Origin of the sequence: Burkholderia sp. AU30280 (assembly GCF_020420125.1) — a bacterium.
Taxonomy (GTDB): domain Bacteria; phylum Pseudomonadota; class Gammaproteobacteria; order Burkholderiales; family Burkholderiaceae; genus Burkholderia.
In genome coordinates, this window is sequence record NZ_JAIZRY010000013.1 from 138,277 (window position 1) to 162,035 (window position 23,759).

General features: G+C 67.4%; 19 protein-coding genes and 1 pseudogene. 8 read left to right on the forward strand and 12 right to left on the reverse strand.

All coding sequences use genetic code 11. The features are described from left to right. Positions 1-268: 268 nt before the first annotated feature. Complete coding sequence (locus tag LGN17_RS27130; protein ID WP_226199783.1) at positions 269-1,708, reverse strand: APC family permease; 1,440 nt, start codon at positions 1,706-1,708, stop codon at positions 269-271. A 281-nt stretch (positions 1,709-1,989) separates the two neighbouring features. Next, entirely contained in the window at positions 1,990-2,898 is a 909-nt protein-coding gene (locus LGN17_RS27135) for a helix-turn-helix domain-containing protein (protein ID WP_226199786.1), read from the reverse strand. On the opposite strand from LGN17_RS27135, the gene LGN17_RS27140 reads away from it, so the two are divergent. After that, on the forward strand, positions 2,887-3,261 hold the full coding sequence (locus LGN17_RS27140) for a hypothetical protein (protein WP_226199790.1): 375 nt from the start codon (positions 2,887-2,889) through the stop codon (positions 3,259-3,261). The two genes, LGN17_RS27135 and LGN17_RS27140, sit on opposite strands and share 12 nt — an antisense overlap. Positions 3,262-3,468: 207 nt before the next feature. On the opposite strand, the gene LGN17_RS27145 is transcribed toward LGN17_RS27140, so the two are convergent. The 3 genes from LGN17_RS27145 to LGN17_RS27155 all read right to left on the reverse strand — a co-directional run bounded on the left by LGN17_RS27145 (position 3,469) and on the right by LGN17_RS27155 (position 8,857). Further along, a complete protein-coding gene (locus LGN17_RS27145) occupies positions 3,469-5,427 on the reverse strand; it encodes a phosphatase PAP2 family protein (protein WP_226199793.1) in 1,959 nt (652 codons plus the stop codon). A 184-nt stretch (positions 5,428-5,611) separates the two neighbouring features. Continuing rightward, positions 5,612-7,198 carry a methyl-accepting chemotaxis protein gene (locus LGN17_RS27150; RefSeq protein ID WP_226199796.1) on the reverse strand — a complete coding sequence of 529 codons (1,587 nt, stop codon included), beginning with the start codon at positions 7,196-7,198 and terminating at the stop codon, positions 5,612-5,614. Positions 7,199-7,336: 138 nt separating this feature from the next. Then, entirely contained in the window at positions 7,337-8,857 is a 1,521-nt protein-coding gene (locus LGN17_RS27155) for a sensor domain-containing diguanylate cyclase (protein ID WP_226199800.1), read from the reverse strand. 335 nt (positions 8,858-9,192) lie between these two features. On the opposite strand from LGN17_RS27155, the pseudogene LGN17_RS27160 reads away from it, so the two are divergent. The 5 genes and pseudogenes from LGN17_RS27160 to LGN17_RS27180 form a co-directional block, all read left to right on the forward strand. Then, positions 9,193-9,397 (forward strand): annotated as a pseudogene (locus tag LGN17_RS27160) (chemotaxis protein); the annotation flags it as partial. 84 nt (positions 9,398-9,481) lie between these two features. Further along, positions 9,482-9,913 (forward strand): STM2901 family protein, encoded by a 432-nt coding sequence (locus LGN17_RS27165; protein WP_226199802.1) that lies wholly within the window; start codon positions 9,482-9,484, stop codon positions 9,911-9,913. A gap of 3 nt (positions 9,914-9,916) precedes the next feature. Beyond that, positions 9,917-10,282, forward strand: coding sequence for a DUF1493 family protein (locus LGN17_RS27170; protein WP_226199804.1), 366 nt, complete (start codon positions 9,917-9,919; stop codon positions 10,280-10,282). A gap of 233 nt (positions 10,283-10,515) precedes the next feature. Continuing rightward, entirely contained in the window at positions 10,516-11,811 is a 1,296-nt protein-coding gene (locus LGN17_RS27175) for an MFS transporter (protein WP_226199807.1), read from the forward strand. A gap of 89 nt (positions 11,812-11,900) precedes the next feature. After that, complete coding sequence (locus LGN17_RS27180; RefSeq protein WP_226199810.1) at positions 11,901-12,683, forward strand: substrate-binding domain-containing protein; 783 nt, start codon at positions 11,901-11,903, stop codon at positions 12,681-12,683. Between the two features lie 24 nt (positions 12,684-12,707). Here the strand turns inward: LGN17_RS27180 and dctA are convergent, their stop codons facing one another. The 7 genes from dctA to LGN17_RS27215 all read right to left on the reverse strand — a co-directional run bounded on the left by dctA (position 12,708) and on the right by LGN17_RS27215 (position 20,602). Further along, positions 12,708-14,036 carry a C4-dicarboxylate transporter DctA gene (gene dctA, locus LGN17_RS27185; protein WP_226199813.1) on the reverse strand — a complete coding sequence of 443 codons (1,329 nt, stop codon included), beginning with the start codon at positions 14,034-14,036 and terminating at the stop codon, positions 12,708-12,710. Between the two features lie 34 nt (positions 14,037-14,070). After that, on the reverse strand, positions 14,071-14,994 hold the full coding sequence (locus tag LGN17_RS27190) for a LysR family transcriptional regulator (protein WP_226200002.1): 924 nt from the start codon (positions 14,992-14,994) through the stop codon (positions 14,071-14,073). 86 nt (positions 14,995-15,080) lie between these two features. Further along, positions 15,081-16,553, reverse strand: a complete 1,473-nt coding sequence (locus LGN17_RS27195) for an NAD-dependent succinate-semialdehyde dehydrogenase (protein WP_226199816.1) — start codon at positions 16,551-16,553, stop codon at positions 15,081-15,083. 110 nt (positions 16,554-16,663) lie between these two features. Beyond that, positions 16,664-17,155: an Lrp/AsnC family transcriptional regulator gene (locus LGN17_RS27200; RefSeq protein WP_226199818.1), complete on the reverse strand. Its 492-nt coding sequence runs from the start codon at positions 17,153-17,155 to the stop codon at positions 16,664-16,666. Between the two features lie 85 nt (positions 17,156-17,240). Continuing rightward, positions 17,241-18,641, reverse strand: coding sequence for an aspartate aminotransferase family protein (locus LGN17_RS27205; protein ID WP_226199820.1), 1,401 nt, complete (start codon positions 18,639-18,641; stop codon positions 17,241-17,243). A gap of 161 nt (positions 18,642-18,802) precedes the next feature. Beyond that, positions 18,803-19,729, reverse strand: coding sequence for a 2-hydroxyacid dehydrogenase (locus LGN17_RS27210; RefSeq protein WP_226199822.1), 927 nt, complete (start codon positions 19,727-19,729; stop codon positions 18,803-18,805). A 12-nt stretch (positions 19,730-19,741) separates the two neighbouring features. Beyond that, positions 19,742-20,602, reverse strand: coding sequence for a GNAT family N-acetyltransferase (locus LGN17_RS27215; RefSeq protein WP_175951868.1), 861 nt, complete (start codon positions 20,600-20,602; stop codon positions 19,742-19,744). Between the two features lie 420 nt (positions 20,603-21,022). Between LGN17_RS27215 and LGN17_RS27220 the strand changes: the two genes are divergently transcribed. Beyond that, positions 21,023-21,691, forward strand: coding sequence for a haloacid dehalogenase type II (locus tag LGN17_RS27220; protein ID WP_226199824.1), 669 nt, complete (start codon positions 21,023-21,025; stop codon positions 21,689-21,691). Positions 21,692-22,178: 487 nt separating this feature from the next. Next, positions 22,179-23,753: an ABC transporter substrate-binding protein gene (locus LGN17_RS27225; protein WP_226199827.1), complete on the forward strand. Its 1,575-nt coding sequence runs from the start codon at positions 22,179-22,181 to the stop codon at positions 23,751-23,753. Positions 23,754-23,759 lie beyond the last annotated feature (6 nt).

A 23,759-nucleotide genomic window follows, 5' to 3' on the forward strand; every position in this document is an offset into this window, starting at 1 on the left:
GTGTTTCACAGGGGCGAGTCGTCGAGCCGCGCCGGTCGTGGCGGTGAAGGCTGTCACGGCACGGCTTCGACGTCGGGTTCACTGTATGTCGATGAAACGGCGGGCCTTGTCCGCTATCGGCAATCGTTGCCGCGTGATCGCGATAGGGAATACCCGTGCAGGGCCGTGCCGGCGCGATGCATCGAGGCGTCGCGTGCCGATCGAGGGGCAGCGTCAGGCGTGGGGCAAGACGATGCCGGTGCCGCAAACGGCACCGGCCGGGCGACGGTTACGGCGTGGCGCGCCCGAGTTCGCGATACAGGTCGGGATCGTTGCGCTTCAATCGCAACGCGGCGCGGATGCCGAGCGCGCCGACGGCGACCAGGAAATACGGAAACATCGCGACGAAGGTCGAATCCGATCCGCTCAGCACGGACAGGTTGCGCACGACCAGCACGAGGCACGCGCCGAGTGCGATCACGCTGACGAGCGGCGCGATCAGGCGGTGCACGAGGCCGGCGTCTCGGCGGTCGCGCGCGAAGAATGCGATCACCGAGGCCGCCACGAGGATCTGCACCGCGATGATGCCGATCGTGGCCAGCGCGCTCATCCACGAGAACACGACCGCGAACGGATCGAGCCGGCACGCGGCGGAGCCGACGATGGCCGCGAGTGCGATCAGCGTCTGCACTTTCCCGGCGACGTCGGGGCAGCGATGCACGGGGCACGTATGGCCGAGTTTGCGCCACAGCACGCGTTCACGGCCCATCGCGTAGAAGTAGCGTGTGATCGTGTTGTGGAACGACAGGATCGCCGCGAACAGGCTCGTGACGAGCAACACGTTCATCGCATCCGTCGCGATGCCGCCGAGCAGCCGGCCGCTGACGGCAAACCAGAGATTGGCCGGATCGCGGGCCGCCTGCGCGGCGATCCGGCTCTCGCCCCACGCCTCGACGATCGCCCACGACGACAGCGCGTAGAACGCCATGATGAGGATCACGGCCACGTACGTGGCGCGCGGAATCGTGCGTTTCGGGTCGCGGGCCTCCTCGGAGAAGATCGCCGTTGCCTCGAAGCCCATGTACGAGCCGAGCACGAACACGAGCGCGGTGCCGAGCCCGGGTGCGAACACCATCGCGGGGCTGAACGGCTTCGCGCTGAAGCCGCCGGTGCTCGCGCCATGCGCGACGATCGCGAGATCGAGCAGCATCACGATCGCGATCTCGCCGATCATCAGCATCCCGAGCAGCCGGCCGCTGAACTCGATGCGCCGCGCGCCGCAGAAGTGGACGGCGACGACGCAGGCGAGCGCGAACGCCCACCACGGCACGTCGACGCCGTAGTGCCGCTGGATGCTGTCGTTCAGGAAGAAGCCGAACATGCAGTAGATCGCGATCTGCACGGCGTTGTACGCGACGATCGCGACGAACGCGCCGCCCACGCCGGCAGGACGCCCGAGCCCGTTCGCGATGTATGCATAGAACGCGCCCGCATTGGCGATGTGCCGGCTCATTGCCGCGTAGCCGATGCTGAAGATCAGGTACATGACGCCCGCCAGCACGAATACGCCGGGCACGCCGGGACCGTTGCCGAGCGAGAACGCGGCGGGGGTCGCGCCGACCATCGCGGTGAGCGGCGCCGCTGCCGCTACGACGAAGAAGACGATGTGGGAAAGGCCGACGGCGTTCCTGCTGAGGCCCGCTTCGGGCCGGGGCGACGATTCGTTCATGAGTAGTCCCGCTGACCGGATCGTCCATCGGGAATCGACACCGGCATGCCTGATCAATATCCCCGTGCCGCGGGCCGATCCTGACGAACCGACCATCGATGCCGACGTGCGCCGACGGCACAGGGCTGCGCTTGGACGGCCGCCCGATGCAGTGCGATGCGGAACAGGCCGACGACAAAATTTACGGTGCCGAAAAAGCAGGCGTTGTCCGCTTTCGGCAATCCGCATGCGCCGGGCGGCAGGGGATTACCCGGATGCGCGGCCGCGACGCGTTCGCGGGCTCAGCTCAGGCGCGGCGTGTGCGACGGCAGTTCGTGGAAATGTTGCTGGTAGTACGCGGAAAAACGCCCGAAATGGCAGAAGCCGAATTGCGCGGCAGCGTCGCCAATCCGCATCGTGTCGGGCGTCGTCATCAGGAAGCGCCGCACGGCGTTCAGCCGGATCGAGCGGAGGTAGGCCGTCGGCGTGGTGCCGACGACGTTCTGGAAACTGTATTGCAGCGTGCGGCGGCTGATTCGAAGGTGATGGCAGAGATCGATCACCGTCGGCACATCGTCGCTTTCCAGTGCGATCTCCTGGCTGCGGCGAACGATATAGCTTTGCGTCGATGCCGACGGCAGCGCGCCGGCCTCCGGATCGTCGGACTGCACGAGGTCGAGCAGGATGCCGACGACGCTGTGCGCGAGCACGCGCTCGTCGAACCCGTCGCGCGCCGTGAGCGAACCGCTGTCGAGTGCCTGGCAAAGCACGCGTTCGAGGCCGTCCAGCGCATCGCGGTAGCGCGCGGGCGAGATCGGGAGCACCGGCTGCTTCAGCACGCGGGCGGGCAGGTTCGCGAGTTCGTCCAGTTCGCGATCGGCCGTGAGCGTGCGGTCGATCGTGAAGGCGAGCACTTCCGTGTCGCACGGCAGGTGGGCGACGAACTCCTCGCCGCCGCGCAAGGTCAGCAGGCTCGGGCGCTCGACGGTGCGCCCCTGGACCACCGGCGCGACGGTGCCGGCAATCGGCAGCGCGAAGCAAAGGCGGTCGCGCGGCGCCAGGCCGTGCTGCATCACGCGCTGGTTGATGCGTTCGCGAAAGACGTGAAAGCGCTGGCCGGCGACCTGGCGCAGCGTGGTCGTGGCCGTGCCCGGACTGATCTGGTCGTAGTGCTGCGACCAGTTCACGATCGCCTGGGAATGGAGGAACACATCCGAGAAGCACAGTGTTTCAGCGTGCAGGTTCATGGTGTGGCTAATGCATCCCGTCTCGAAATCGATGCTGGCCGAAGCCGGCTCATGCTGCCCGGGCGCGGTAGTACGACCGCGTCATGCGCGATCCGCCTGGATGACTTCCGGGAGGTGCGGTGCAGCACGCCCGGTCCCGCCGACGATCATATCCAGAAAAAAACACCGGGTGACGCGGAAGAAAAGCCGCGTTGCCGCTCACCGGGCGAGCGGCAACGCAGGGCGGCGGGTGATCGCAGCGAAAATGAAAGAAAACCCGAAATTCAGGACTTGAAAGATGATCGGATGAATGTATATGCGTCTTTTGTTATGAAAATCCCATTATAAGGGATTTGATTTTATTTCGAGATGGGGTTTACGCAGGATGCCATGCGATGCGGCGAGGACGAAAGCGGGCGCAGGCACCCGTGCGTCGGTCAATCCAGGCCGCCTTTCAGCGCCGGGCACGGCGGCGCCCGCCCGCTTCGTCTGACGCGAGGCCCGCGCCGAAGCCGCCCTCGGGCGGCCTCGTCGCAGGGATCGATGCCCGGCCGGCTACGCCGCCGACAGCGTGATCGACACGCCCGTCGCGGTATAAACGGGCGTTGCCTTGAACCCGTCGACCGTCACCGTCGAGAACTTCGCGGCAGCCGCCGCGCCGTCGATCAGCGCGATGGTGTCGCCGGCCTTCGGCGCGTAGCCGTTCACGAACTTCACGTGCAGCGTGCCGCCCGCGACGGTGAGCGGGCCGCCCACGCGCAGGCGTCCGCCGCCGTTGCCGTCGATGTCGAGTTCGAGCGTCGTGCCGTCGAGCTGCGTGTAGCGGGTCGCGATCGTCACCGGCGCGCCGGCCGCGATCCTCACGCTGCCGCCCGGGCCGACGTACACGTCGCCTGTTCCGAACGCCGTCGTCGACGCGGCCGCAAGCGTGCCGCCGCTGACCTGCGTGCCGCCCGTGTAGCGGTTGTTGCCCGCCAGCGTCAGCGTACCGCTGCCTTGCAGCGTCAGCTTGCCGGCGCCCGCGACGTCGTTGCGCCACAGGTCGGCCGCATTGAGCCCGCCCTGCGACGCATCCATCGACACGATCACGTTGCCGTTGAACGCGCCGTAGCCGTCGGCTGCCGCGAACAGGTTCAGGCGCCCCCAGCCTTCCGCATCGTCCATGACCGGATAGCCGGACGGCAACTCGGTGGTCTTCAGCACGACGCGCCGCTGGTCGGTGCTCAGGTACGGGAAGCGCGTCTGCAGCAGGATCTCGGCACCCTTCGGCACGACCGGCGGCGCGTCCGTCGATTCGATCGCGCCGAAACCGAACGTCAGGCGGCGCAGGAATGCGGCCTTGTTCGTCGCGTAGTCGGCGAACCGGTCGGTTGCCGCCGTGCCGGCGTGCGCGAATGCGGAGAACGTCGTGGCGGTCGTCCCCGTCAGTTGCTGCAGCGTCTGGTGGGCTTGCGTGTAGGCGGCCTGCGCGTCGCCGGCGTACGCGGTCAGGTTCGCCGCGCTGACGGCCAGCGCGAGCATGCGGCCGCCGATCACGTCGAGCGGCGAGTGCATGCCGGCGAGGATCCGGTTCTCGCCGAGTTCGAGGCCGCGGCTGACCATTTCCTGGAAGCGTTCCGGCACGAGCCACGCCATCGTCGTCGCATCGCGCATCGCTTCCGCCTCGTGGCCGCTGATGAAGCCGCCGTCGGTCGCGGGCGTCGTGCTTTCCGCCGGAACGAGCGTCGGCGCGACCACCACGCTCGTGCTCCAGCGGTACGGGCGCGCATATTTGTAGAAGCGCTTGGCGGGTTCGGTCGACGCGTTGTTGCCCATTTCGTTGAGCAGGTCGACGACTTTCCCGAAGTTCGCGTTCGTGCTGCTGCCCACGCCGACGTTGTTGCCCGAGTCGTTGTAGAGCACCGACGTCGCGTCCGCCGGAATGCTGGTGATGCTGGTCGTCTGCTGGGCCGCGGTGCGCCACGCCGCCGTGAGCGGGCCCATGCCGTCGGTCACGCTGAAGCCCTTGCCGCGCCGGTCGTCGTAGTACGCGGCATCGGCCTGCTGCGGCGTGCGTGCGGTCGTCGCGTTGATCACGTACTGCACGTTGGCCGACAGCACGGCGTCGTTCAGGATCGTGCCGCACGGTGCGCCGCTGCCGGGCAGCCCGGAGCAGGTGGACGGCGAGATGGCCGGAAACGCGCCGTTCGCCGGCGCGCTCACGCCCGCGTCGACCAGCATCGTCGACGGCTGCCAGAGATCGAGAAAGCGGCTCACCACGCGCACCGCGGCGTTGGTCGACAGCGTCGCATAGCGCGCATCGCCGCGCTGGTTGGTCGCGATGTTGTCGACGAACGCGGGCACGCTCGGCACCGGGGCGCTGTCGACGAAGCCGGGGTCGGCGGGCGGCGCCGGAACGGCTGCGGCCGTCGTGCCGGTCGACGCGACATCGTCGCCGCCGCCGCAGGCGGCCAGGACGATCGCACTCGACAACGCTGCAACGTGCAGCGGGAAACGGCTTCGTGATGCAAACATGCAAGACTCCATCCTGATGATCGAAGATGGCGAATTGTGGTGATGGATCGTTACGTGGCCGTTAAGGAATTGTTTCGCGTTGGCTTCGGCGCGCGCGAATTCCCACTATCTGGTTAATTTCCGGTGCTGAACATGTCGGGTGCCGGATTCGATGCACCCATCGAGGGCACGCGCGCGGGGGAGGCTATGCGCCGGCCGCCCGCGTATCCAGCCGGAACAGCGATACCGCCTCGGCAAGCCGGCCGCCCTGTTCTTCGAGCGACTTCGATGCGGCGGCTGCCTGTTCGACGAGTGCCGCGTTCTGCTGGGTGACTTCGTCCATTTGTGTAATCGCCAGATTCACCTGCTCGATGCCGCGGCTCTGCTCGTTCGACGCGGCAGCGATCTCGCCCATGATGTCGGTCACGCGCGCGATCGCATGCGTGACCTGGTTCATCGTCTCGCCCGCGTGGTTCGCGATATGCGAGCCGTCCTGGATTTTCCGGACCGATTGCGAGATCAGCTCGCGAATTTCCTTCGCGGCGCCCGATGAGCGCTGTGCAAGACTTCGGACTTCGCTGGCCACCACGGCAAAGCCGCGGCCTTGTTCGCCGGCGCGGGCGGCCTCCACGGCCGCGTTGAGCGCGAGGATGTTGGTCTGGAACGCGATGCCTTCGATGATCCCGGTGATCTCGGCGATCTTGGTGGAACTGGCGCTGATGTCCGTCATCGTGTCGACCATCAGGCCGACTGCCGTGCTGCCGCGCTGGGCGACCTCCGATGCGTTGGTGGCCAACCCGCTCGCCTGCTGCGCATTGTCGGCGTTCAGGCGCACGGTGGACGTCAGCTGCTCCATGCTCGATGCGGTCTCCTGCAGCGAGGCGGCTTGCTGTTCCGTGCGGGAGGAGAGGTCCTGGTTGCCGGACGCGATTTCGCCGGCGCCTGTCGCGACATTGCCGGATGCGGTACGGACTTCCGAGATCAGGCGGGTCAGGTTCGCCCGCATGTCCCGCATGGAAGCCAGTACGCTGCCGACCGGCGCGGCACCGGCCGATGATTCGCTACCGAGATCGCCGGCGGCGATACGGCGTGCGATGTCGCTGAGCGTGGCAGGCTCCGTGCCGAGCGAGCGCAGCAGGCCGCGCGTGATGAAGACGCCCGAGATCGCGGCCGCTACTGCTGCTGCGATACTCATGACGATCAGCATCAGTCGTTGCGATGCATAGCGGTCGTCCGATTCCGTCACGAGTTGCGCGCCCTGCGTGCGGGCGTACGTCGCATAGGCGTCGGTGGCGGCGACAAGCCTGGCCAGCAGCGGCCGACACTGTTCGTTGATCATCGTGACGGCCTGATCGCGGCGGTTGTTCGCCGCTGCGTCGACGATGGCACGTGCCACGGGGCCGTACTGCGCTTCGACCGCGCCGATTTGCCGGACCAGCTCGCGGGACTTGTCGGATGCGCCGCTCCCCTCGCGGACCGCATTCGTCAGTTCGCCGAGCAGCGCGCCGACCTCGCGGTCGGCCTGCAGCGCCGCTTCCTTCTCGATGTCCGCGTCGCGCGGCGCGGTCGCAAGCACCTGGTTGCGGGCGGCGATCGCGCGCCGGTCGACCGCGACGCGGACCTTGTCCGCCAGGGTGGCGCGGGTGTTGGTGCCATTGACGAAATTTTCGAATGCCGCGTTCGCATTGCCGAGCGATACGATGCCGAGCAGGGAGACGAGCAGAACCATGCAGGTCAGGAGGCAGAAAGCCAGGGTCAGCTTCGCGCGAACCGTTAATCGTCGATCATTCATAGGTGAGGTCCGGTTTTATTGACATCGAATAGTTTTCCTGATTATCGGAACGGCGCATGAACAATTGAGGACCGGCGTATGACACTATCGTTTGCGGGTCGTCAACCGCCGAACAAAGCAGACCCGGTCCGTGGCCGGTCAAGCCAGGCGAGTGAGTTGCTCCGGTTCCGCGCAACACACCCGATTCCTGCCTTCGCGCTTCGCGCGATACAGTGCCATGTCGGCCTGGCGCGACAGCGCATGCACGGACGCGGGGCGCGCGCGATGGCCGGTCGCGCAGCCGATGCTGACGGTGAAGGCTGGAACAGGTTGCGCAAACCCGTCGAGCCGGTTGCGTTCGACTTCTCGGCGAATCGCCTCCGCGACCCGCGCGGCGCCGTGTTCGTCCGTATCCGGCAATACCGCGACGAACTCCTCGCCGCCATACCGGGCGGCGAGATCGCCGCGTCGACGCGTATGGGTGCGGATGCAGTCGGCGAGAAAGCGCAGCGCCGTATCGCCTTCCGCATGCCCATACCGGTCGTTGTACTGCTTGAAGTGGTCGGCGTCGATGAACAGGATCGACAGGCTGCCGTTGCTGCCCCGCTGCAGCCGTTCCCATTCGTCGGCCAGCGCGATATCGAGCGCGCGGCGGTTGCACAGGCCGGTCAGCGGATCGGTCCGCGTGAGATCCGTGAGCAGCGTCTGTTTGCGCAGGTTGCCCTGCAGCGCAAACGCAAGCAGCCATACCACCGCGCAAAACAGCGCGCTGATCACGGTCGCCAATACGCCGGCCGTCCACGACAGGCGCGTAATGCCCGCCAGCACGTCGCGCTCCGCCGGCGCGACGACGGCGATCAGCGGCGTGCCCGGCACCCGCTGGTACGTATACAGCCGCACGGTGCCGTCGATGCTCGAGCGCGCGGGATAGAAGCCCGATTCACTGTTCACCATCCGCTCGAATGATTTCGAGCGACGCAGGTTATTCATCTGGTTGTCGTTCAACGCCGGATTTCTCGACAGGATCGTGCCGTCCGCGCGCAGGATCGCGCTGACCCCGTTCGGCCCGACATCGAGGCGGGACAGCAGCTGATCGAAATAGGCGAGGTCGATGGCGACCACCGCGATCCCGTTGAACGTGTGATCGGGCCGCTCGATGCGCCGCGACAGCGCGATGGATTCCTTGCCGGCGCGCGAGCGCGCGCGATAGACCTCGGACACGTAGAGGCCGACGTTGTCTGCATCGCGATGGACCTTGAAGTAGTCGCGATCGCTGAAATCCCAACGGTGGATCGTGCCGCAGCATCCGTCGATCAACTGGCCGCGCTTGTCGGTCACGCCCATGCCGGTGACATATTGGGCCGCGGTGCGCTCGAACAGCAGATCGTGTCGCAGCCCTGCATCCATGCGCCGTACCGCGGGATTGCCGAGATCGGAGGCCAGTGCGAGCAGCGCGTTGTTCGACGTTTCGACGGTGCGTGCGATCTGGCTCACCAGCACGGCTGCCACGTTGCGCGACGTTTCATGCGCGTGCTCGATGGCTTCGTTTCGTCCTGCCCACAGAGTCGCCGCGCTGATCCCGAGTGCTGCAAGCGACATCAGCGTGCCCGCCGCCCCGACGACAAGCGGGTGACGTCCGGCCCAGTCGGCAATTTTCTCGATCGAGGTGAATGCGGGCATGCTCGCGCTCGTAAGGGAAGCCGGCTGCAATGACGCCGGCCCGGTTCAAATCCGGGTTAACGGCACGGTTAACTGAAAATCAAGGCCCGCATGGCGGCCAGCCGCGTGCGTGCGATCGCGTGCCGGGGCGCAAACGTGTGCGACCGAGCCTGGGGAGATCGAGCAAGGCGATCCGGTGGCCCGACGGTGTGGCGGCCGCTCACGCCGGGCCGCGTCAAGCGCAGGCATGCCGTGCGGACAGTCTCCGGAACCGGTGGACGAGGCACCGATGGAGGAAGCGCCCGCCGTTCTGCATGACGCAATGTCTTCCCGCCGGTGCCGTTAAGCAGAGCAGGGCCGGCCACACGCAGGCGATCGACGAGTGGGCAGCCGGCGGAGGCCGGGAAACCCGGGCGCTCGCGGGCACGATCGCGATCGGCGAGGGCGGCCCGCTGCCGGCGCTGAAGCGGCTCGGCAAGTCGGGCGGCGTCGGGGGGGACGCTCGGCCTGCCGGGCAAGCCCGCGTTCTCGAACGTGCCGCTCGCGCCCGGCCTCGGGCCGTTCCAGGCGATGCGGTAAAGTGTCGCCTTCGCAGGGGGTACCCGCTGGGAGAGCAGCGCCCTTGCTGGATCAGGAGAAAAATGAATGAATGAAAACAGGTACACCTACGGCACCTGGCAGGATTTGCGGCCCGTCGACGTCTTTGCCTTGGTCGCGTTCGACGAGACACGCAAGCAACTCGGCCTGGACAATCTCGCCGCTGCGTCAGCGATGTTTCTCGATCAGGCTGACGTCCCAGTCCCCGGCAAGTTCGCCGGCGCTACACCGGGCACGTCCGTCGCCTCCGTTGCCGCTCGGAAGTTGCTCCCTCAAACGTTGCCGTTTCGCCTGCCGACGATCACGGGTGGCGGGTTGTCCGGTATCCGGATCGCCTTTACTCGCCGCCTCGGTGCGTGGGTCGGTCGGGCGATCCCCGTGGTGGGCGAGGTATTCCTGGCGCTCGACGCCTACCTGATCACGCACAACACCGTGTCGACCTACAATCGAATCGTGAAGCCCGAGGACCGGGTGCTCTGAGCCATGGAAGACGATACCTGGGAACGCCTGGAAGCCTTCACACGCGAGGAACTCGGGCGGCCGGTGTTCGGCAGCAAGCTGAGCGTGCAACCGGAATCGCGGCTTGAGCAGGATCTCGGCATCACGGGCCTCGACGGGGTGGAGTTCATCGACCGGTGGGCAGCGACATTCGGCGTCGACGCCCGAGGATTCCCGTACCGGCGCTATTTTGGCCCCGAAGGCCAGGCACTGCTGTCGTCACTCATCGGGCTGCTCGTGAAGCGCCTTCGGCACCCGGAGCGACGGCCGCTGACCTTGGGGATGCTGGCCGAGGCAACGCGACGCGGGAAGTGGGACACGGACGCGATCGAGGCGGCTGCGGGGCAGTGATCGTCAGTGATCGTAGATGGCAGGGCCGGTCGATGTACTGACCGGCCCTTTTTCATTGGCTGTCGTCCGGAACCCTGTCCCGCCACGTGCGCCGCCCGCGCGCCGATTGATAACCAATCAACATCAATCCTTCCAAAAATTGCACTTATCGTTTGCCTGACGCCAAGCGAACATGGCGGAAAACGACAATCGTCCGCCCCCCGCGTATTTCTGGATTTTCAGGAGACACCCCGATGCACCCCTCGTCCAGCCTTCCGACCGAACGTTCGAAGGCCGCTGCGGTCTTCCGCGTCACAGCCGGGAATTTTCTCGAGCAGTTCGACTTCTTCCTGTTCGGCTTCTACGCCACGCAGATCGCCAACGTCTTCTTTCCCGCGCAAAGCGAGTTCGCATCGCTGATGATGACCTTCGCCGTGTTCGGCGCCGGCTTCCTGATGCGGCCGCTGGGTGCCATCGTGCTGGGCGCGTACATCGACGACGTCGGCCGCCGCAAGGGCCTGATCGTCACGCTGTCCATCATGGCGAGCGGCACCATCCTGATCGCGTTCGTGCCGGGCTACGCGACGATCGGCCTGCTGGCACCCGCGCTCGTGCTGCTCGGCCGGCTGCTGCAGGGCTTCTCCGCCGGCGCGGAACTGGGCGGGGTATCGGTATATCTCGCCGAGCTGGCGACGCCCGGCCGCAAGGGCTTCTTCACGAGCTGGCAGTCCGCCAGCCAGCAGGTCGCGATCGTCGTCGCGGCGGGCCTGGGCTTTGCCCTGAATCAATGGCTGAGCACGTCGGCCATCGCCGCATGGGGATGGCGCGTGCCGTTCTTCGTCGGCTGCATGATCGTGCCGTTCATCTTCATGCTGCGCCGCAATCTGGAGGAAACCCAGGCGTTCAAGGCGCGCACGCATCGTCCGGGCATGAAGGAAGTGTTCGGGACGCTGGTCCGGAATTGGGGCGTCGTGGCGGCCGGCATGATGCTGGTCGCGATGACCACCACGAGCTTCTATCTGATCACGGTCTACGCGCCGACCTTCGGCAAGACGGTGCTGCATCTGAGCACCGCCGACAGCCTGCTCGTGACGCTGTGCGTCGGCGTGTCGAACTTCGTGTGGCTGCCGATCGGCGGTGCGCTGTCCGACCGGATCGGCCGCCGGCCGCTTCTGGTCGCCATGACGGTGCTCACCATCGTGACCGCCTACCCGGCGCTGTCGTTGCTCGCGCACGCGCCGTCGTTCGTCAACATGCTGCTCGTGCTCCTCTGGCTCTCGTTCATGTACGGGATCTACAACGGCGCGATGGTCGTCGCGCTCACGGAAGTGATGCCGGTGCAGGTGCGTGTCGCGGGCTTCTCGCTCGCCTACAGCCTTGCGACGGCCGTGTTCGGCGGCTTCACGCCGGCCATCTCGACCGCGCTCATTCACATGACGGGCGACAAGGCCGCGCCGGGATACTGGATGAGCTTCGCCGCGGTGTGCGCGCTGCTTGCGACGTTCGCGCTCTATCGCCCCCGTGCCGCGACGCTGACGCCGGCGCATTGATGCGCTAACCCATCGGGATGCTCGGCAAACCCCACGAACCCACGCGAATCCATACGACCATGACCACGACCACGACCACGACCACGACCATGAGAAACCTGTTCCTGAAATGTTGCGCGACCGCGCTTGTCGCCGCTAGCGCGGCGGCGACCAACGTGCAGGCCGCCGAACTGCACGTGATGAGCTCGGGCGGCTTCACCGCCGCCTACACGCTGCTCGGCCCCCGGTTCGAGTCGACGACGGGCAATACGCTCGATACCGCGCTCGGTCCGTCGATGGGCAAGTCGCCCGAAGCGATTCCGAACCGGCTCGCGCGCGGCGAGCCCGCCGACGCGGTGATCATGGTCGGCTACGCACTCGACGAACTGATCAGGCAGGGCAAGGTCATCCCCGGATCCCGGGTCGAGCTGGCCGATTCGCGTATCGGCATGGTCGTGCGCGACGGCGCGGCAAAGCCCGACATCAGCTCCCCCGAAGGGCTGAAGCAGGCGCTGCTGCACGCCAGGTCGATCGCCTATTCGGACAGCGCGAGCGGCGTGTATATCGAACGCGAGCTGTTCAGGAAGCTCGGCATCGAGGATCAGGTGAAGTCGAAGGCGAAGATGATTCCGCGGATTCCGGTGGCGTCGGTCGTGGCGAACGGCGACTACGAAATCGGCTTCCAGCAGGTGAGCGAGTTGCTGCCGGTCAAGGGCGCGACCTTCGTCGGCAAGATTCCCGAATCGCTGCAGTCGGTCACGCGCTTCGCCGCCGGCATTCCCGTCGGTGCGCAGCATCCGAAGGAAGCGAAGGCGCTGCTCGATTATCTTGCGTCGCCCGAGGTGCAGGCGGACGTGAGGTCGACCGGACTCGATTCCGTTGCCGCTCACTGAATCCGGCCGACGGGAAGGCGTGCGTCAGGCGGCCTTCCCGTTACCGTCGGCATCGGCCGCGACGCGGCCTTGATCGGCCCCGTTCGGGAAGGCTGAACCGGCCACGGCGAGCCGCTGTGCAAGGAGCGTGCGATCGCACGCGCGTTCCCACATCGACACGAAGATGACCGCGCAGGCATTGCTGATCACGCTCGTCAGCGCGCGTGCCTCGGACATGAAGCGATCGATACCGACCAGCAGGGCGACCCCGGCAACGGGCAGGTCGGGCATGACGGCGAGCGTGGCGACCAGCGCCACCAGCCCGCTGCCGGAAACACCCGCCGCGCCCTTGGACGTGAGCAGCATGACGGCGAGCATCATCGCGATCTGCGACGCGGAAAGCGGCACGTCGCACGCCTGCGCGATAAACAACGCGGCAAGCGTCAGATAGATCGCGGTGCCGTCCAGGTTGAACGAATAGCCCGCCGGCAGCACGAGCCCGACGACGCCCCGGTCGCAACCGAGCGACGTCAGCTTGACGATCAGGCGCGGCAGAACGGGCTCCGACGAGGACGTCGCGAGGACGATGAGCAGCTCTTCGCGCAGGTAGCGCAACAGCCGCCACAGCGCGAAGCCGTGCAGGCGCGCGAGCGGTGCGAGCACCAGCGCGACGAACAGCGCGCATGCCGCGTAGAAGGACAGCATCAGCTTTGCCAGCGAGCCGACCGAGCCGATACCGAAGCGGCCCACCGTGAACGCCATCGCGCCGAATGCGCCGAGCGGCGCGAGCCGCATGATCATCGCGAGCACGCGAAAGACGACCTGGGCGACCCCGTCGATCAGCGCAAGAACGGGCCGGCCGGCTGACCGGTGCGCATTCAGCGAGAAACCGAACAGCAGCGACAGCAGCAGCACCGGCAACACCTCGCCTTTCTCGAACGCGCCAAGCATCGTATCGGGAATCACGCTCAACCCGAACGCCACGAGCCCGCGTGGCTGCGCGTCCTTCGCGTACTGCGCGAGGATGCTCGAATCGAGATGGTGCACGTCGATGTGCAGGCCGGCGCCCGGTCGCAGCACGAACGCGGTGACGAGCCCGATCGCGAGCGCGACGGCGGTCAGCGAATAGAAGAGCGCCATGGCCCGAACGATCGTGCGGCCGATTGCCTTCCCGTCCGCAAGTGACGTGATGCCGGAGACGATCGTGCAGAAGACGATCGGCGCGATGGTCATCCGCACCAGGCCGACGAACGCATCGCTGAGGGGCTTGAGCATGGCGCCTGCGCCCGGCCATGCGTGACCGACGCTCACGCCGAGCAGCATCGCAAGCAGCACCTGCACATAGAGCGATTTGAGCAGCTTGGCCAACCTCACGGGACGATCTTCCTTCGGGTCTTTCGTGTCGTTGTCATGCCGATGCACCGCTGCTCGCGATGCCGCCGCGCTTCGCGTCGACGATCATCCGATGAAACGCTTCGGCGGCCGGCGTGAGCGGACGTCCGCGCCGCTTGACGATGCCCACGCGCCGTTTGACGACCGGCTCGACGAGCGGCACGCTCGTGAGAACGGGGTGGTCGTGCCCGGGCATCGCCATCGAGGGCACCGCGGCGACGCCGAGCCCCGCCTCGATCAATCCGAGCAGGGTCGTCACGTGGCGCGCTTCGCACACGCTCGGCCCGCGCGGCGCCACGGCGGCCAGCGCCTGGTCGAGCAGCAGACGGTTACCGGACGTCTTGTCCACCGCCACGTAATCGTGCTCGTACAGTTCGTTCCAGGTCACGCGCTTCTTGCGCGCGAGCGGATGGTCGCGGCGGCACGCGGCGACGAAGCGCTCCTGGAGCAACACCTTGAACTCGATCTCGGCTTCCTGGCTGCCGATGAAGCTCACGCCGAAGTCGGCCTCGCCGCTGATGACGGCACCCAGCACCTCATTCGCGCCCGCGTCCAGCAGCTTGACCCGGATGCGCGGAAAGCGCTGATGATAGCGCGCGATGATCGCGGGCAGAAAGTAGTAGGCCACCGAGGGCACGCATGCGATGGTCACATGGCCCAGGCGGCTCGACGACACGTCGCGAATGCCGAGCAGCGCGGCGTCGAGATCGTCGAGCAGTTGTTCGGCGCTCTGGGCGAACACGCGGCCGACCGTGGTGAGCGTGACGCGACGCGTGGTGCGCTCGAAGAGGCGCACGCCGAGCGCTTCCTCGAGCTTGTCGATCCGACGACTCAGCGCCGGCTGGGAAATGCTCACCGTCTCCGCGGCCTTGCGGAAACTGCCCGTTTCCACGACCGCGCGAAACGCCTGCAAGTCGTTCAAATCGAAGTTGATTCCCACGGGCAAGCCTCCGCATCTCAGATGCGCAGTATTGTCCATGATTCCCGCGATCCTGCCTTGCCGGCGTTGCACGCATCCGTGCACTGTCAGTCGAGCCCGCCCTGGCACAGGTACTTGATCGACAGGTAGTCGTCGAGGCCGTAGCGCGAACCTTCGCGGCCATAGCCCGATTCCTTCACGCCGCCGAACGGTGCGGCCTCGCTCGCGAGCGCGCCTTCGTTGATCCCGACGATGCCCGTTTCGAGCCGTGCCGACACGCGCGCGATGCGTCGCACGTCCTGCGTGTAGAAATACGCGGCGAGCCCGAACGGCGTGTCGTTCGCGGCGGCGACGGCTTCGTCCTCGGTATCGAAGCGAAACAGTGCGGCGATCGGGCCGAAGGTTTCCTCGCAGTTCAGTTGCATCGCGGCGGTGGCGTCGGCGAGCACCGTCGGCGCGTAGAAGTTCGGGCCGAGTTCGGGCAGGCGCTTGCCGCCGGCCAGGACGCGCGCGCCGCGCTCGATGGCGTCGCCGACGTGGCGCGCGATCTTGTCGACCGCGCGCGCGTTGATCATCGGGCCGATCTGCGCGGCCGGGTCGGTCGCCGGCGCGACCTTCAACGCGGCGACGCGCGCCGCGAGCTTCGCGGCGAACGCGTCGTAGACGCCGGCCTGCACGTACACGCGATTCGGCGACACGCACGTCTGGCCGCCGTTGCGGAACTTGGCGGCCATCAGCCCGTCGACTGCCGCGTCGAGCTCGGCATCGTCGAACACGATGAACGGCGCGTTGCCGCCGAGCTCCAGCGACAGCTTCTTCAGCGTCGCGGCCGATTCGCGCGCGAGCAGCTTGCCGACGAGCGTCGATCCGGTGAACGTGATCTTGCGCACGCGGCTGTCGGCGAGCCAGTCGGCCACGGCATCGATGCCGCGCTCGCGGGACGCGGAAATCATGTTCAGCACGCCGGCCGGCACGCCCGCTTCCTGCGCGAGGAACGCGAGCGCGAGCGCGGTCAGCGGCGTGTCCTCCGCCGGCTTCGCGACCACGGTGCAGCCGGCCGCGAGTGCGGGCGCGATCTTGCGCGCGATCATCGCGAGCGGGAAATTCCACGGCGTGATCGCGGCGACGATGCCGATCGGCTCCTTGACCGCGGCGAGGCGTTTACCGCGCTGCTGCTGCGGAATCAGGTCGCCGTACGTGCGCGTCGCTTCCTCGGCGAACCACAGCACGTACGACGCGCCGTAGGCGACTTCGCCGCGCGCTTCGGCGAGCGGCTTGCCCTGTTCGCGGGACATCAGCTTCGCGAGATCCTCGGTATGCGCGACGATCGCCGCGTGCCAAGTGCGCAGGATCGCCGCCCGTTCGCGAGCGGGCGTCGCGCGCCAGGCGGGCAGCGCGCGCGCGGCCGCGTCGGTCGCCGCGTGGGCGTCGGCCGCGCCGCTGTCGGGTGCTTCAGCGGCGGTGTCGAGCGTTGCCGGATCGGTGACGGCGAAGCGGCGGCCGTCGAGCGCATCGCGCCAGGCGCCGTCGATCAGGTTGGCGGTGCGCAGGAGTTCGGAGCGGGACAGCGTGAGTGGCATGACAGGTCCTTGGATGAAGCGGTTCGGCGGCGGTGCGCGGCGGCGCGGGCGCGCGACGACTCCACGCGGACGGCATGGCTGCCGCGTTCGTGGATGCCGCACGCTGTCCGTCAATGCCGGTCGCCGAACAGCGATTCGAGCGGATAGTGCCGTTTGACGAACGGCGACTTGATGATCACGTAACTGAAATACTTCTCGATGCCGATGTTCTGCTCGAGCAGGCCCTCGATGATCGTCTGGTAATGGCTGACGCTGCGCGTGATGAACTTCAGCAGATAGTCGTAGCCGCCGCTTGCGAGATGGCACTCGACGATTTCGTCGACATTGCGGATCGCCGCGACGAAACGGTCGAAGTCCTCGCGCCGGTGGTCGGCCAGCGTGACCTCGGTAAATACGACCTGCACGTCGCCGAGCTTCTCGAGCTGGATGTGCGCGCCGTAACCGCCGATGTAGCCGGCCTTCTCGAGCCGCTTGACGCGGATCAGGCAGGGACTGGGCGACAGCCCGACCGCGTCGGCCAGTTCGACGTTGGTCATGCGGCCGCGCTTTTGCAACTGGGAGAGGATGCGCAGGTCGATGCGATCCAGCTTGCTGTCCGTCATGGTCCGTGAGAGGGCAAAAATGGAATGTCCGGTTACTTTAGAGTCGAACCGGGGCCGTCACAAGCCCCGCTTACCCTTGTCGCGCTCACGCCGGCTGCGCGTGTGCGGCGTCGAGCGCGCGCTGCACGCCGGGTTCGGCCAGCACGTCGTCGAGCGTCTTGCGCACGCGCTCGAACAGCAGGTCGAACTCGCCCGCGGTGAAGCTCAGCGCCGGTGCGAAACCGAGCACGCCGTCGCCGAACGCACGGAACACCACGCCGTTTGCATACGCGGCGGCGGCAATCCTGTCCGGCACGTTCAGTGCCGGGTCGAAGCGCGTCTTGCGTGCCTTGTCGGCCACCAGCTCGAGCGCGCCGAGCAGGCCGACCGAGCGCGCGTCGCCGACGAGCGGATGCGCACGCAGCGCGTCGAGGCCTGCGGCAAAGCGGGGCGCCATCGCCTGGCCGTTCGCGAGCAGCCCGCCTTCGTGATAGAGCTTCAGCACTTCGAGGCCGATCGCCGCGCTGACCGGATGCGCGGAATAGGTGTAGCCGTGGCCGACCACGGCCGATTCGGCGCGGCTGCCCGCGATCCCCTCGTAGATTTCGTCGGACATCAGCACCGCGCCCATCGGCGCATAGCCGGCGGTCAAGCCTTTCGCGACGGTCATCAGGTCGGGTTCGACGCGCTCGGTTTCGCACGCGAACAAAGGGCCCGTCCGGCCGAAGCCGGTGATCACCTCGTCGGCGACGAACAGGATGCCGAGGCGCCGGCACGCGTCGCGCATCGCCTTCAGCCAGCCGGCCGGCGGCACGATCACGCCGCCGGAGCCCTGCACGGGCTCGCAGAAGAATGCCGCGACGTTGTCCGCGCCCAGTTCGGCCACCTTCGCTTCGAGCGCGGCGACCGACGCGGCGATCAGCGCCTGCGGATCGTCGCCGAGCGGATGGCGGTACGGGTAGGGCGACGGGATGTGGTGCTGGTCGGCGCGCGGCAGGTCGAAATGGCGATGGAACGCGGGCAGCGCGGTGAGGCCGGCGCCGATCGTCGACGAACCGTGATAGCCGCGTTCGAGCGCGATCATCTGCTTTTTCGACGGCCGGCCGGTCGCGTTGAAATAGTGCGTGATGAAGCGCACCGCGGAGTCGATCGCATCCGAACCGCCGAGCGTGAAGTACACACGGTTCAGCGACGGCGGCGCGAGCGCCGCGAGCCGTTCGGCGAGCTCGATCGCCGGCCGCGACCCGAAATGGAAATAGCCGGTCGCGTAGGGCAGCTGCGCCATCTGCTCGGCGGCGGCCTTCACGATGCTGGCGCGGCCGTAGCCGACGTTCACGCACCACAGGCCAGAGAACGCGTCGAGCAGCGTATGGCCGTCGGCGTCGCGCAGGAACACGCCTTCGGCGGATTCGAGCACGGTGACGCCGCGCGCCTCGTGCGCACGATAGTTGACGACGGGGTGGATCAGGTGTTGACGATCGGCTTCGATCAGCGTGGCGTGGTTCATGGGAAGGCGGGACTCTCGTCGGGTGTCAGCGGTGAGTTCATGCTACCGGGCGAGCCATTCGCCTGTGCCTTCAATTCGCTGCCCGAAACGTATGGATACGGCGTTTGCACGGGGTGCTTCGGCATTTTCTGCTGCGCACCCCGCCGCACCGGAGGCGCGCGTCAGTAGCCGCGCGCGCGATCGACGACGCCGATCATCGGCTGCCCCGCGCGATGCCGCGCGAGGTTCGCGAGCACGGCGTCCACCGCGGTATCGGGCCGCGTTGCGCTCGCGATGTGCGGCGTGATCCGGATCCGCGGATGCGTCCAGAACGGATGGCCGGCGGGCAACGGTTCGGGGTCCGTCACGTCGAGGATCGCGCTGTCGAGCCGGCCGCTGTCGAGCGCGGCGAGCAGGGCGGCCGCATCGAGCTGCGGCCCGCGCCCGGCCTGCACGAGCGACGCGCCGGCCGGCAGCGCATCGAACACGCGCGCGCCCAGCAGGCCGCGGGTGCTGTCGGTGAGCGGGAGCAGGCAGATCAGGACGTCGGTGCGGGCCAGGAACGCGTCGAGCGCCGCGTCGCCCGCGTAGCAGTCGATGCCGTCGAGCGTGCGCGGCGTGCGGCTCCAGCCGGCACACGGGAACCCGAAGCGCCGCAGCGTATCGAGCACGGCCTGGCCGAGCGTGCCGAGCCCGAGCACGCCGACGCGCCGCGACGCGGCCGCGCGCACCGGCTTCTCGCGCCACACCTGCGCGCGTTGCTGCGCCGCATAGTCGAACAGGTCGCGGTGAATCGTCAGCACGGCCTGCGTCACATACTCGACCATGCCTTCGACGATGCCGGGCTCGATCATCCGCACGACCGGGATGTGAGCAGGCACGCGCGACAGGTCGAACTGGTCGATGCCCGCGCCGACCGAGAACACGACCTCGAGGTTCGGCAGCAGCGCGGCCGGATCGTCAGGCGGTTGCCATGCGGCGAGGTAGCGGACGTCGTGCGGATCGCCGATGTCCGGCCAAATCCGGAACGCGAGGTCGGGCGCCTGTTGCGCGAAGCGCTGCGCCCATTGCGTGCCGCGCACCGGGTCGGCCTTGTAGAGGAAGCTCATCGGGCGTGCCGTTCAGCCGAGCGCCTGGCTGACGATCGCGAACGCGCGCAGCGCGGGGTCGCGTTCGGGCGTCGCCCCGCGCGCCATCGCGACGACGGTATCGACGCGCGGCAGCCCGAGCCCTTGAAGCCAGTCCGACAGCCCGCTGTCGCCCGGCACGTCGAGCCGCACGAACATGCCTTCATGCAGCGCGAGCCAGTGGCTGATCAGCGCCTGTGCGCGCAGCGTGTCCGGTGCGACCACCGGGCCGATCACGTGGCCGCGGCCGAAACGGCGAAACAGCGCGAAGCCGAGCAGTTCGCCGTCGCGGTCGAGTGCGATGCCGTTCGCGACGCCGAGCAGCGCCTCGATCACCGCGTCGCGTCGATAGCCCGCGGCCCGCGACGCGAGCGCGGCAAGCCGCGGGCCGTCGTTTGCGCCGAGGGGCCGCAGGCGCTCGCCGGGCGGCAGCGATATCAGCGGCGGCTGGAACGCGGCGCCCTGGTGCTGATCGATCGTATCGATCGCTTCGAATCCGAACTTCGCGTACAGCGGTTCGCCCGCCGGCGTCGCATGCAGAAAAATGGTTCGCGAGCCGAGGCTGTCGAGCACGCGGGAAAACAGTTCGCGCCCGATGCCGCGGCCCTGGCGCTCGGGCGACACGATGACCATGCCGAGCGACGCGTGCGCTTCGCCGAAGCGCCAGCCCAGTGCGGTACCGACGATGCCGGTTTCGTCCTCGGCGACGAAGCCGCCGCCGAGCTGGAACACGAAGCGCCAGTCGTCGAGCCGGTGCGGCCACTTGACTGCCTCCGACAGCCGATGCGCGGCGGGCAGGTCGGCTTCGGCGAACGGGCGATAGGTAAGCGTGCTGGAAGGATTGAGGTCGGACACGCCGGACTCCGGATGAGTGGGAACGATGCACCCACTGTGCCAGCGACACGGCGGTGCGGATAGGACGATTCGCCTGTTTTCCGGTGCTGGCGGCCGGTCGGGCGAGTTCGACGCAAACCGGCCTGATCGGCGCGCGGGAACGCGCGGTTCGTGCCGGCCCGACCCGTCATTCCGGCAGCTTCTGCCGTTCGAACGCAATACGATTGAAGCAAGGCGCCGAAGCGGCCATGCATCACGCACCCGCCCGTGCGCCCCATGAAGGCCGCCGCAGATCGTGCCGTGCGAGGCGCGCAACACGCGACGATTCTGCGCTTTGAGCGGCATCGAACGACGCGCGGCGGATTTTTTGCCCTGATTCAATTTCATACAACCCAGCCCGTCCCCGGCCCTGCCGGGGCTTCACACCGACAGGACGTCACCATGATCCAATTTGAACCGAAGTTCATCACGTTCGACTGCTACGGCACGCTCACCCGCTTCCGGATGGCGGAAATGGCGCGCGAGGTTTACGCGGACCGGCTGTCGCCGGTCGCGCTCGAGGCGTTCGTGCGCGCGTTCGCCGCCTATCGCCTCGACGAGGTGCTCGGTGCATGGAAGCCGTACCGGGATGTCGTCGTCAACGCGATCCGCCGCACCTGCAACAGGCTCGGCGTGACGTTCGACGAAGCCGAGGCGGAAAGCTTCTATTTGGCGGTGCCGACCTGGGGCCCGCATCCGGACGTACCCGCGGGCCTGTCGCGACTGGCCCAGAAATACAAGCTGGTGATCCTGTCGAACGCATCGGACGACCAGATCATGAGCAACGTCGACAAGCTCGGCGCGCCGTTCCATGCGGTGTTCACCGCGCAACAGGCGCAGTCGTACAAGCCGCGGATGCAGGGCTTCGAATACATGTTCGGCCAGCTCGGCTGCCAGCCGGAGGATGTGCTGCACGTGTCGTCGAGCCTGCGCTACGACCTGATGACGGCCGAGGATCTCGGGATCAAGCACAAGGCGTTCGTCAACCGCGGCCACGAGCCGGGCACGCCGTTCTACAACTACTACGAGGTGTCGGACATCGGCCATCTCGCGACGCAGCTCGGGCTGTAGGCGGCGTATCGGCCGCGCGGCGCGCCGTCGAACCGGCCGGGATCGCCTGCGTTGCCGCCCGGCGGTCGATACGCGCGGGCGCGGCGCCGGGCAAGCCGCCCGCACCGCGGTCAGCGCCCGGATCGGTCGCGTCGGGCGCCGGCTATCGTCTGAACTTTCATGCGAGGGCGGCGCGCGGCGCGGGGGCATCGCGGGTCGGCACGGCCGTCGCGGCACGGTGTCGGCCAAACGGCGTGACGCGCCGGGGCGTGGCGTGACGCGGCGTGACATGACGTATACGCACGCAGCAATTCATGCTGCGCAGCCTACCCAAAACGGTTGATTCGTGTCGTGCGGCCGCCCCGAATCGCGACAACCCGCATTTTGGCGATGCTTAAATGAACTTCATGTGCAAGACGTTGCGCCGGCCACCAGCAGGCGGGCGCAACGGGATGATCGAACCACGCTGGACCCCAGGACCCACTTTCCACAGTCAGGAGCAGTTCGGATGAACGACGATATCGACAAGGGCGGTTTCACGCGCCGCGACATGATGCGGGTCATGGCGGCGAGCGGCATGATGGCCGTCGGCGGCGGCGGGCTGCTGATGAATGCGCAGTCGGCGTTCGCCGCGCCGGCGCCGAAGCGCGGCGGCAAGATCCGGGTCGCGAACGAATCCAGTTCGACGGCCGATACGCTCGATCCGGCCAAGGGCTCGACCGGCGCCGACTACATTCGCTTCTTCATGTTCTACAGCGGCCTCACGCAGCTCGATGCGAGCCTGACGCCGCAGATGAATCTCGCCGAGTCGCTGCAGACGACCGACGCGAAGACGTGGATCGTCAAGCTGCGCAAGGGCGTCACGTTCCACGACGGGAAGCCGGTCGGGCCGGCCGACGTCGTGTTCTCGCTGATGCGCCACAAGAACGCGGCCACCGCATCGAAGGTCAAGACGCTCGCCGACCAGTTCGCCGACGTGAAGGCGAGCGGTCCGGACGAGGTCACGCTCACGCTGGCCAGCGCGAACGCCGACCTGCCGGTGATCCTCGCGACGCCGCAGCTCGTGATCGTCAAGGACGGCACGACCGACTTCTCGACCGGTATCGGCTGCGGGCCGTACAAGCTCAAGTCGTTCAAGCCGGGGGTATCGACCGTCGGCGTGCGCAACGACAGCTACTTCAAGCCCGGGATGCCGTACCTCGACGAGATCGAGCTGATCGGCATCAGCGACAGCGCCGCGCGCCTGAACGCGCTGCTGTCGGGCGACGTGCACCTGATCAACTCGATCGACCCGCGCTCGACGCAGCGGGTCGCGTCGACGCCCGGCTATGCGCTGAAGGAAACCAAGTCGGGGCTCTATACCGACCTGATCATGCGCAGCGAAAACCCGATCACCGCCCATCCCGATTTCGTCGAGGGGATGAAGTACCTGTTCGATCGCGAGCAGATCCGCTCGGCGGTGTTCCGCGGCTACGCGGTGATCGGCAACGACCAGCCGATCCCGCCGGGGCATCGCTACTTCAATGCGTCGCTGCCGCAGCGCCCGCACGATCCGGACAAGGCGAAGTTCCTGTTCCAGAAGGCCGGTGCGCTCGGCGCCGCGCTGCCGCCGATCTACGCGACGTCGGATGCGAACGGGTCGATCGAGATGGCCGTGCTGCTGCAGCAGGCCGGCCAGAAGATCGGACTGAACCTGCAGGTGAACCGCGTGTCGCCCGACGGCTACTGGTCGAACCACTGGATGAAGCATCCGCTCGGCTTCGGCAACATCAACCCGCGCTCGAGCGCCGACGTGCTGTTCACGCAGTTCTTCAAGTCGGATGCGCCGTGGAACGAGTCGGGCTGGAAGAACACGAAGTTCGACCAGTTGCTGCTCGCCGCGCGCTCCGAGACCGACGACGCGAAGCGCAAGCAGATGTACGGCGAGATGCAGGCGATCGTCGCGCAGCAGGGCCGGGTCGGCATTCCGGCGTTCATCAGCTTCCTCGACGGGTACGACAAGCGGCTCGCGGGCCTCGGCTCGGTGCCGACCGGCGGGATGATGGGCTTCATGTTCGCCGAGCACGTGTGGTGGAACGCCTGATGCCGA

Bases quoted from the DNA above. Each gene is read 5' to 3' on its own strand.
- LGN17_RS27165 (WP_226199802.1), top strand. From the start codon at position 9,482: ATGAATGAAAACAGGTACACCTACGGCACCTGGCAGGATTTGCGGCCC.
- LGN17_RS27175 (WP_226199807.1), top strand. From the start codon at position 10,516: ATGCACCCCTCGTCCAGCCTTCCGACCGAACGTTCGAAGGCCGCTGCG.
- LGN17_RS27200 (WP_226199818.1), bottom strand. From the start codon at position 17,155: ATGACGGACAGCAAGCTGGATCGCATCGACCTGCGCATCCTCTCCCAG.
- LGN17_RS27140 (WP_226199790.1), top strand. From the start codon at position 2,887: ATGGAGGAACACATCCGAGAAGCACAGTGTTTCAGCGTGCAGGTTCAT.
- LGN17_RS27145 (WP_226199793.1), bottom strand. From the start codon at position 5,427: ATGTTTGCATCACGAAGCCGTTTCCCGCTGCACGTTGCAGCGTTGTCG.
- LGN17_RS27210 (WP_226199822.1), bottom strand. From the start codon at position 19,729: ATGAGCTTCCTCTACAAGGCCGACCCGGTGCGCGGCACGCAATGGGCG.
- LGN17_RS27225 (WP_226199827.1), top strand. From the start codon at position 22,179: ATGAACGACGATATCGACAAGGGCGGTTTCACGCGCCGCGACATGATG.
- LGN17_RS27170 (WP_226199804.1), top strand. From the start codon at position 9,917: ATGGAAGACGATACCTGGGAACGCCTGGAAGCCTTCACACGCGAGGAA.
- LGN17_RS27155 (WP_226199800.1), bottom strand. From the start codon at position 8,857: ATGCCCGCATTCACCTCGATCGAGAAAATTGCCGACTGGGCCGGACGT.
- LGN17_RS27195 (WP_226199816.1), bottom strand. From the start codon at position 16,553: ATGCCACTCACGCTGTCCCGCTCCGAACTCCTGCGCACCGCCAACCTG.
- LGN17_RS27205 (WP_226199820.1), bottom strand. From the start codon at position 18,641: ATGAACCACGCCACGCTGATCGAAGCCGATCGTCAACACCTGATCCAC.
- LGN17_RS27150 (WP_226199796.1), bottom strand. From the start codon at position 7,198: ATGAATGATCGACGATTAACGGTTCGCGCGAAGCTGACCCTGGCTTTC.
- LGN17_RS27130 (WP_226199783.1), bottom strand. From the start codon at position 1,708: ATGAACGAATCGTCGCCCCGGCCCGAAGCGGGCCTCAGCAGGAACGCC.
- LGN17_RS27220 (WP_226199824.1), top strand. From the start codon at position 21,023: ATGATCCAATTTGAACCGAAGTTCATCACGTTCGACTGCTACGGCACG.
- LGN17_RS27180 (WP_226199810.1), top strand. From the start codon at position 11,901: ATGAGAAACCTGTTCCTGAAATGTTGCGCGACCGCGCTTGTCGCCGCT.